The sequence below is a fragment of the Mesorhizobium sp. ORS 3428 genome, assembly GCF_001854785.1.
GTDB lineage: Bacteria > Pseudomonadota > Alphaproteobacteria > Rhizobiales > Rhizobiaceae > Mesorhizobium.
The window spans coordinates 1-5468 of record NZ_MDFL01000038.1 but is presented as its reverse complement, the minus strand read 5'-3'; the positions used below and the strand labels follow the sequence as shown (position 1 = coordinate 5468).

The 5468-nt window shown below is 65.7% G+C and carries 4 protein-coding genes, 1 tRNA gene and 1 pseudogene; 5 read left to right on the top strand and 1 reads right to left on the bottom strand.

The features are described from left to right. Window positions 1-127 precede the first annotated feature (127 nt). From ORS3428_RS05625 to ORS3428_RS05605, 5 genes are all read left to right on the top strand, one after another. Complete coding sequence (locus ORS3428_RS05625; protein WP_071095357.1) at window positions 128-1147, top strand: glucokinase; 1020 nt, start codon at window positions 128-130, stop codon at window positions 1145-1147. 138 nt (window positions 1148-1285) lie between these two features. Continuing rightward, complete coding sequence (locus ORS3428_RS05620; protein ID WP_071095355.1) at window positions 1286-3145, top strand: ABC transporter ATP-binding protein; 1860 nt, start codon at window positions 1286-1288, stop codon at window positions 3143-3145. Next, the gene (gene dapB / locus ORS3428_RS05615; RefSeq protein WP_071095353.1) at window positions 3142-3963 is read left to right on the top strand and encodes a 4-hydroxy-tetrahydrodipicolinate reductase; all 822 of its coding nucleotides are present in this window, start codon (window positions 3142-3144) and stop codon (window positions 3961-3963) included. Before ORS3428_RS05620 ends, dapB begins: the two co-directional genes overlap by 4 nt. Before the next feature lie 32 nt (window positions 3964-3995). After that, the gene (locus ORS3428_RS05610) at window positions 3996-4616 is read left to right on the top strand and encodes a 2,3-bisphosphoglycerate-dependent phosphoglycerate mutase (RefSeq protein WP_071095351.1); all 621 of its coding nucleotides are present in this window, start codon (window positions 3996-3998) and stop codon (window positions 4614-4616) included. 412 nt (window positions 4617-5028) lie between these two features. After that, window positions 5029-5113: transfer RNA gene (locus ORS3428_RS05605), tRNA-Leu, on the top strand. A 97-nt stretch (window positions 5114-5210) separates the two neighbouring features. On the opposite strand, the pseudogene ORS3428_RS05600 reads toward ORS3428_RS05605, so the two are convergent. Beyond that, window positions 5211-5468, bottom strand: a pseudogene (locus ORS3428_RS05600) (cupin domain-containing protein); the annotation flags it as partial.

Below are 5468 nucleotides of genomic sequence, written 5' to 3'. Positions count from 1 at the left end.
GACGGCGGCCTCGCCGTTGAAGCAAATGCCATGAACCTGACGGCCAATCCGCTTTCCCTTTGCAAGTCCATGCGCTAGTTCAACGAACAGGCAAAGGCGGATGGCCAAGAGGGGACGAACAAGAAGCATGGCAGGCGAAGACGATACAGCGATGCGGTTTCCCGTCCTGATCGGCGATATTGGCGGTACCAATGCTCGCTTCTCGATTGTGCTCGACGCCAATTCGGAAGCGACYGAGCCGCAGATTGTCYAGACGGCCAATTTCAAGACYATCGACGAGGCGATCCAGGCGGCGGTGCTCGATCGCTCGTCGGTCCAGCCGAATTCGGCCTTGCTGGCGGTTGCCGGCCCCGTCGACGGCGACGAGATCCGGCTCACCAACTGCCCCTGGGTGGTCAAGCCGCGCCAGATGTTTGCCAATCTGGGCTTAAGCGAGATCGTCGTGCTCAACGATTTCGAGGCGCAGGCGCTGGCTGTCGTGGCGCTCGGCGAAGAGCATATGGAAAAGATCGGCGGCGGCACGCCGGAGCCGAGCGCGGGCAAGGTCGTGCTCGGCCCCGGGACCRGCCTCGGCGTCGCCGGGCTGATCTACGCGCTGCACCACTGGATACCGGTGCCGGGCGAGGGCGGGCATATGGATATCGGCCCGCGCACGCCGCGCGACTTCGAGGTRTTCCCGCATATCGAAAAGCTCGAGGGCCGCATCTCCGGCGAGCAGATCCTGTGCGGCCGCGGGCTGGTCAATCTCTATCGCGCCGTCGCCAAGGCCGACGCCATGCCGACACCGTTCACGACGCCGGCCGAGATCACCGCGGCCGGRCTCGCCAAATCCGACCAGGTGGCGGAGGAAGCGCTGTCGCTGTTCGTCACCTGCCTCGGCCGCACCGCCGGCGATCTGGCACTGGTGTTCATGAGCCGCGGCGGCGTCTTCCTCACCGGCGGCATCGCGCAGAAGATCGTGCCGGCGCTGAAAGCCGGCAATTTCCGCGCCRCTTTCGAGGACAAGGCGCCGCACAGCGCGCTGATGCGCTCGATGCCGGTCTATGTCATCACGCATCCGCTGGCCGCGCTTCTCGGCCTCGCCGCCTATGCCAGGRCCCCATCGCTGTTCGGCGTCCAGACCACGGGACGGCACTGGCGGGCGTGATCACGTCCGGGTTCGGGATGGCGATTGGCCGCCGCGACGAAGTTTTGCCATAGGCAAGCCGCGACTGGAGCGCTAAGAGGGGCGCCGAATTGCAGCCCTGCTGCGAAGCCAACCGAAAATCACGGAACAAATCCCGATTTGAACCAGTCGCTTCAACATCAAGCGAAGGCCCAGCCGGGCGAGACCTGGGCGATCCTGCGCCGCATCATCGTCGAGAACGGCAGCGAATACCGCTGGTCCTACGTCGTCGCGATCACCTGCTCGCTGGTCGTTTCGGGAACGACGGCCTTCGCCGCCTGGATCATGAGCCCGGTCGTCAACCAGATCTTCTATGATCGGCGCAGCGATCTGATCTACCTGATCTGCGCGGGCATCATGGCTTCCTTCGTGCTGCGCGGGCTTGCCACCTATGGCCAGGCGGTGACGCTGTCCAAGATCGGCAACAATCTGGTGGCGCGCTACCAGCGCCGCATCTTCGACCATCTGATGAAGCTCGGCGTCGGCTTCTTCACCGACACGCGTTCCGGCCAGCTCGCGGCGCGGGTCAACGAGAACATCAACGGCATCCGCGACCTCCTGTCGATGACGCTGACCTCGATCGCGCGCGACGGCGTGTCGCTGGTCGGTCTGATCGGCGTCATGATCTACCAGGACCCGTTCTTGTCGCTGTCCGCGCTGCTGATCGGGCCGCCGCTGATCTGGGCCGTCGTCTATCTCCAGCGCCGGGTGCGCCGCATCTCGCGCGAATCCGTACAGATCAACTCGCGGCTGATCGGCGCCATGCAGGAGGCAACGCAAGGCATCGCCATCGTCAAGGCCTTCACCATGGAGGAGGAGCTGTCGCGGCGCATCGGCAAGCTCTCCGAGAGCGCCGAACAGCGCGGCAACAAGATCGCCCGCGTGTCGGAGCGACTGACGCCGATCTCCGACATGCTGGCCGGCCTCGCCGTCACCGGCGTCATTGCCTATTCCGGCTATCGGGCGCTCGTGCTCGGGCAGCCGCCGGGAGCGGTCTTCTCCTTCATCACTGCGCTGATCCTCGCCTACGATCCGGCAAGGCGCCTTGCGCGCATGCAGGTCGGCATGGAACGGTCGCTGGTCAATGCGCGCATGATCTACGAGCTGCTCGACCTCGAGCCGCAGCAGGGCGATGCGCCCGGCGCCGTCGAAGCGAAAATCACCAGCGGCGAGGTGCGATTCGACAATGTCACCTTCAGCTACACCGAAGACATGCCGGTGCTGCGCAACCTGAGCTTCACGGCCGCGGCCGGCAAGGTCACGGCGATCGTCGGCGCCTCGGGCGCCGGCAAGTCGACCCTGGTCGCGCTTCTGCAGCGCTTCTACGATGTCGATAGCGGCAGCATCGAAGTCGACGGCCAGGACATTTCCAGGGTGACCAAGCAGTCGCTGCGCGGTTCGATCGCCTATGTCTCGCAGGCGCCCTATCTGTTCGAGGGCACGATCCGCGACAATATCCGCTATGGCCGGCTTTCCGCCACCGACGCCGAGATCGAGCTGGCGGCTCGCCAGGCAGCGGCAGACGAGTTCATCCGCCAGCAGCCGCAGGGCTACGACACGCCGGTCGGCGAGAACGGCATGACGCTGTCGGGCGGCCAGCGCCAGCGCGTCTCGATCGCCCGCGCCATCGTGCGCCAGGCGCCGATCCTGCTGCTCGACGAGGCGACATCGGCGCTCGACAACGAGGCGGAAGCRCGCGTCCAGGAGGCGCTGACCCATGTCATGGAAGGGCGCACCACCATCGTGATCGCGCACCGGCTGTCGACGGTGGTCAATGCCGACCACATCATCGTGCTGGAAGAGGGCCGGCTGGTCGAGCAGGGCACGCATGCCTCGCTGATGGCCGATCCGCACAGCGTCTATGCCCGCTTCCACCGGGTGCAGGGCAAGAAGGGGCTGGGGCTTGTCGATGACGCCAAGCCAATTCAAACTCCGCTGCCGCGCACGCGCGCGAAGAAGCCTGTCAGGAGAAGCGCATGAGCGAAACGGGCGATATGGGCCTGGTTGTGGTCGGCGCCGCCGGCCGGATGGGCCAGACGTTGATCCGCGCCATCCACTCGATGCCCGGTGCGCGCGTTGCCGGCGCGGTCGAGCGGCCGGGCTCGCCGCATCTCGGCAAGGACGCCGGCGAGCTCGCCGGCATCGGCATCATCAACGTGCCGATCGTCGACGACCCGCTGCCGGCCTTCGCCAAGGCTGACGGCGTGCTCGATTTCACCGCGCCCGGCGCAAGCGTGGAATTCGCAGGCTATGCGGCGCAGGCGCGCATCGTCCATGTCATCGGCACAACCGGCTGTTCGGCCGACGACGACGCCAAGATCGCCGCCGCCGCGCGCCACGCGACCATCGTCAAATCGGGCAATATGAGCCTCGGCGTCAACCTGTTGGCGGTGCTGGTAGAGCAGGCGGCGCGTGCGCTCGACCCGCAAGATTTCGACATCGAAATCCTCGAAATGCACCACAAGCACAAGGTCGATGCGCCGTCCGGCACGGCGCTGCTGCTCGGCGAGGCGGCGGYGACGGGCAGGGAGATCGCGCTGAAGGACAACAGCGTGCGGGTGCGCGACGGCCACACCGGCGTGCGCAAGGCGGGAACGATCGGATTCGCCACGCTGCGCGGCGGCTCGGTGGTCGGCGAGCACAGCGTGATCCTGGCCGGCACGGGCGAGCGCATCACGCTTTCCCACCAGGCGGAGGACCGGGCGATCTTTGCCCGCGGCGCCGTCAAGGCGGCACTCTGGGCGCGCGCGAAGAAGCCGGGGCTCTATTCCATGCGGGACGTGCTCGGCCTGAGCTGAGATACCCTTTCCACAAATTCGAAGGAGCAAACATGTCGGGAACTCTCGTGCTCGTGCGCCACGGCCAGAGCGAATGGAACCTGAAGAACCTGTTCACCGGCTGGCGCGATGTTGACCTGACCGAGCAGGGCAATGCCGAAGCCCTTGCCGCCGGCGAGAAGCTCAAGGCACGTGGCCTGAAATTCGACATCGCCTACACCTCGGCGCTGAAGCGGGCGCAGAAGACCTGCCAGCACATCCTCGACGTTGTCGGCCAGAGTGATCTGAAGACCATCCGCGACCAGGCGCTCAACGAGCGCGACTATGGCGACCTTTCCGGCCTCAACAAGGACGACGCGCGCAAGAAGTGGGGCGAGGAGCAGGTGCATATCTGGCGCCGCTCCTATGACGTGTCGCCGCCCGGCGGCGAAAGCCTGAAGGACACCGGCGCGCGCGTGTGGCCCTACTACCTGCACGATGTGCAGCCGCATGTGCTGCGCGGCGAAACGGTGCTGATTGCCGCCCACGGCAATTCGCTGCGCGCGCTGATCATGGCGCTGGACGGCAAGAGCGGCGAGGAGATCGTCAAGCTCGAGCTCGGCACCGGCGTGCCGGTGATCTACAAGCTCAACGCCGATTCCACGGTGGCGAAGAAGGAAGTGCTGGAGGGGTGAGGGCTCTCGCCTGCTGGGGCACCCATCGGACAGGGCGGTTGCCGGGCAAATCACTTCAGATTCCCGTTCCTGCGCTTGACCTGTCCGGCRTTCGCGCTGCCCCTCACCTGCCTGCCGGCATCCTCTCCCCCTAGAACGGGGAGAGGGGCGCTCTCATCGCCGCTTTCGCCAATCGCCAGCGTTGCAGGAAGGGCGCCGAGGCCGCGGCCACTCCCTTCTCCCCGTCACTATACGGGGAGAAGGTGCCGGCAGGCGGATGAGGGGCGGCGCCGACGCCGACAATTGACATCAGCAGCACAGCTTGGGCGAATTCCCAAATAATCTCGCTTTGCCAGCTTAAGCCGGCAAGCGACGCCCGTCGAAAAAAGCGCGTTGACAGGCATYGTCCACCCGCTTACATGAGCCCGCACCAGCCCAGATGGCGGAATTGGTAGACGCGCACGGTTCAGGTCCGTGTTCCGCAAGGAGTGGAGGTTCGAGTCCTCTTCTGGGCACCATCTATCCCGACTGCCAACGGGATCAGCCAAGCCGCCAATTCGTACACCTTTGCCACGCCGGATTCTCGGCGCCGGTTTGTTTTTCCTGAAACCTGCTCTATTCCGCARCCAGCCCTGCCGCCGCCAGCGCATCGGCAGCYGGTGTCACGCGTGCATGCGGCTTGCAATAGCGTGGTATGATRGCCTGGTAGCCGAGCCCGCGAGCAATCGGCGCGAGGATGCCGAATGCGATCCGCTGGACGRCCGGCGGCGGCTGCGTGAACACGATGACATCGGCGAACTCCCTGGCGATCACTGCCGCCTGGAGAGGATAGGGCCTTCCCTTGCGATCGACCCGGCCGTCATTGGCCAGGCC

Coding starts and splice junctions, on each gene's coding strand:
- ORS3428_RS05610 (WP_071095351.1), top strand. CDS start 3,996: ATGTCGGGAACTCTCGTGCTCGTGCGCCACGGCCAGAGCGAATGGAAC.